Genomic DNA, 3,565 nt, shown 5'->3' on the forward strand with positions numbered 1-3,565 from the left:
TGAAAAAAATGATGGTTGCTTTGCTGGCTTTGGGTATAGGGCAAGCAGCTTGGGCGGATGATGTACCGAATTTAAAGAAAATAGTGCAAAGGGCGGAAGCGGGAGAGGCAGATGTTCAAGTTGTTTTGGGTTCGATGTATTTGAGAGGGATAGGCGTTCGTCAGAGTGATCAAGAGGCGGTGCGATGGTATCGCAAAGCGGCAGAACAGGGACAGGCAGAAGCCCAATATAATTTGTGTATGATGTATTACGTAGGACAAGGTGTTAATCAAGACCATGAAAAGGCAATGGAATGGTGCCGCTCTGCAGCAGATAAAGGGTATCTCCCAGCCCAAAATAATCTGGGCATGATGTATGGTGTTCTTAAAAACTACGTAGAAGCAACGGAGTGGCTTCAGAAAGCAGCAGAGCAGGGGAGCGTAAATGCTCAAAAAAATCTGGGGTTGATGTATGAACAAGGACAAGGCGTCCGTCAAAATTATGAAGAGGCGGCGCGATGGTATAGCAAGGCTGCAGTGCAGGGAGATGCAAATGCCCAGTATCATTTGGGTGTGATGTATGCCAATGGACGGGGCGTCCGTCAAAACTATGAAGAGGCAGCGCAATGGTATCGCAAGGCAGCGGAACAGGGCGATGTAGACGCTCAAAATAATTTGGGCGCGCTGTATGACGAAGGACAGGGCGTTCGCCAAGACTCTGCAGAGGCAGTGCGGTGGTATCGCAAGGCAGCAGAACGGGGGTATGTAGTTGCCCAAAATAATTTGGGCGTGGCGTATAGTGAAGGGCAAGGTGTTCGCCAAGATTATCCAGAAGCGTTGCGGTGGTATCGTAAGGCAGCAGAAGACGGGTTCTCGCCAGCCCAACATAATTTAGGTGAGATGTATTATGAAGGAAAAGGCGTACACCAAAACTATCCAGAGGCGTTGCAATGGTATCTCAAGGCAGCAGAACAGGGGTTCTCACCGGCTCAAAATAGGTTGGGTGAGATGTATGAAGAAGGGCAAGGCGTCCCCAAAAATCGAAAAGTTGCCAAAGAATGGCACAAGAAGGCCTGTGATAATGGATTCCAAGATGGTTGCAATGACTACCGAAAGTTGAATAACGAAGGACATTAAACCTTTCCCAAAGGTCGTCTGAAATACATAGACAAACCCAAAAATATTCTGGATAAAAATAGGATTTTGAAATGAAAACATTATTGAAAAAAATGATGGTTGCTTTGCTGGCTTTGTGCATAGGGCAAGCAGCATGGGCGGATGATACGCTGAATGTAGGAGAGGTGGCGCAAAAGGAAATGCTGCGAATGGCGGAAGCTGGCGATGCGGAGCTTCAATTTTCTTTAGGTGTGATGTATGAACATGGGGAAGGTGTTCGTCAAGATTATGCAGAGGCAGCACGGTGGTATCGCAAAGCGGCAGAACAAGGCCTTGTAGATGCCCAATATAATGTGGGTGTGATGTATGAACAAGGGAAAGGCGTTCATCAAGACTATGCAGAGGCAGTGAGATGGTATCGTAAAGCGGCAGAACAAGGGCTTGCAGATGCCCAATATAATATGGGTGTGATGTATGCCGAAGGGCGAGGCTTTCACCAAGACTATGCAAAGGCGGCGCAATGGTATCGCAAGGCAGCAGAGCAAGGGGATGTAGACGCTCAAAATAATTTGGGTGTGCTGTATGATAAAGGGCAAGGCGTGCGCCAAGACTATGCGGTGGCGATGCGATGGTATCGTAAGGCAGCGGAACAAGGGGATTCAACGGCTCAAAATAATTTGGGTGTGATGTATGAGCAGGGGCAAGGCGTGCGCCAAAACTATGCAAAGGCAGTACAGTGGTATCGTAAGGCAGCGGAACAGGGATTGGCAGAAGCTCAACATCATTTAGGTTCCATGTATGACGAAGGGCGAGGAGTACGCCAAGATTATGCAAAGGCGGTGCAGTGGTATCGCAAAGCAGCGGAACAGGAATATGCAGGAGCTCAACATAATTTGGGTTTCATGTATGCACAAGGGCAAGGTGTTCGTCAGAATAATGCAGAGGCGGTGCGATGGTATCGTAAGGCAGCAGAGCAGGGGATTGGAGAAGCTCAATATAATTTGGGTTTGATGTATGAAGAAGGACAAGGTGTATCCGAAAATCGAAAAGTTGCCAAAGAGTGGTACAAGAAGGCCTGTGATAATGGATTACAAGATGGTTGCAATGACTACCGACAGTTGAATAACGAAGGACATTAAACCTTTCTCAAAGGTCGTCTGAAACACATAGATAAACCCAAAAACATTCTGAATAAAAAAGGATTTTGAGATGAACACCTTATTGAAAAACATGATGCTTGCCTTGCTGTCTTTGGGCATGGGGCAGGCAGCTTGGGCGGATGATATTCCTGATTTTAGGGGAACCCTTCAAGCGGCGGAACGGGGAAATGTGAAAGCTCAAAATAATTTGGGTGTAATGTATGAAAAAGGGCTGGGTGTCCATCAAGACTATACACAGGCAATGAAGTGGTATCGTAAGGCGGCAGAACAAGGGGCTGCCGCAGCCCAATATAATTTGGGATTGCTGTATGCCAACGATTCCAGTAATCATCAAGACTACGCACAGGCGGCAGAATGGTATCGCAAGGCTGCGGAACAAGGGCATCCCTCTGCTCAAAATAATTTGGGTGCAATGTATGCCAATGGGCAAGGAGTCCGTCAAGATTACTTACAGGCAATGGAGTGGTATCACAAGTCGGCAAAACAAGGGTATGCTCCGGCCCAAAATAATTTGGGTGTAATGTATGAAAAAGGACAAGGTGTTCGTCAAGACTATGCACGGGCAGTAGAATGGTTTCTCAAAGCAGCGGAACAAGGGACGGCTACCGCCCAATTTAATTTAGGTTTGATGTATGAAACAGGACGAGGCGTCCGCCAAGACTATGCACAGGCAGCGGGGTGGTTTCGCAAGGCTGCGGAACAAGGGGATGCCTATGCCCAACATAATTTGGCGCTTATGTACGCGTTTGGTCGAGGCGTCCCCCAAAATTATACAATTGCCAAAGAATGGCTTGGCAAGGCTTGTACCAATGGAGATCAGCAAAGTTGTGACGCTTACCGTACATTGGATTAAGTAGGATAATGAAACCTTTCCCAAAGGTCGTCTGAAGTACATAGACAAACCCAAAAACATTCTAAATAAAAAAGGATTTTGAGATGAACACCGTATTGAAAAAAATGATGGTTGCTTTGCTGGCTTTGGGCATAGGGCAAGCAGCTTGGGCTGATAATGTGCCGGATTTTAAGAAAACGCTTCAAGCTGCAGAACAAGGATTTGCAGCTGCCCAATATAATTTGGGTGTGATGTACGACAATGGGCAAGGAGTCCGTCAAGACGATGCACAGGCAGTGCAGTGGTATCGCAAGGCTGCAGAACAAGGGCATGCTAAAGCCCAATATAATTTGGGTGTGGCGTATATCAACGGACAGGGAGTCCGTCAAGACGATGCACAGGCGGTGCAGTGGTTTGGCAAGGCTGCAGAACAAGGATATGCTAAAGCCCAATATAATTTGGGTGTGATGTATGCCAAC

At 47.2% G+C, this 3,565-nt stretch carries 4 protein-coding genes; all 4 read left to right on the top strand.

Going from position 1 to position 3,565, the window contains the following annotated elements; all coding sequences use genetic code 11:
* On the top strand, positions 1 to 1,115 hold a 1,115-nt coding region (locus tag HMPREF3050_RS02115), incomplete at its 5' end, for an SEL1-like repeat protein (RefSeq protein ID WP_070773281.1).
* 71 nt (positions 1,116 to 1,186) lie between these two features.
* Complete coding sequence (locus HMPREF3050_RS02120) at positions 1,187 to 2,233, top strand: SEL1-like repeat protein (protein ID WP_070773282.1); 1,047 nt, start codon at positions 1,187 to 1,189, stop codon at positions 2,231 to 2,233.
* A gap of 70 nt (positions 2,234 to 2,303) precedes the next feature.
* A complete protein-coding gene (locus HMPREF3050_RS02125) occupies positions 2,304 to 3,107 on the top strand; it encodes a tetratricopeptide repeat protein (protein WP_070773283.1) in 804 nt (267 codons plus the stop codon).
* An 83-nt stretch (positions 3,108 to 3,190) separates the two neighbouring features.
* Positions 3,191 to 3,565, top strand: a 375-nt coding sequence (locus HMPREF3050_RS14965) for a tetratricopeptide repeat protein (protein WP_246830205.1), incomplete at its 3' end; no start/stop codon positions are given.

It is taken from the genome of Neisseria sp. HMSC065D04 (assembly GCF_001815675.1).
GTDB lineage: Bacteria > Pseudomonadota > Gammaproteobacteria > Burkholderiales > Neisseriaceae > Neisseria.

Bases quoted from the DNA above. Each gene is read 5' to 3' on its own strand.
- HMPREF3050_RS02120 (WP_070773282.1), top strand. From the start codon at position 1,187: ATGAAAACATTATTGAAAAAAATGATGGTTGCTTTGCTGGCTTTGTGC.
- HMPREF3050_RS02125 (WP_070773283.1), top strand. From the start codon at position 2,304: ATGAACACCTTATTGAAAAACATGATGCTTGCCTTGCTGTCTTTGGGC.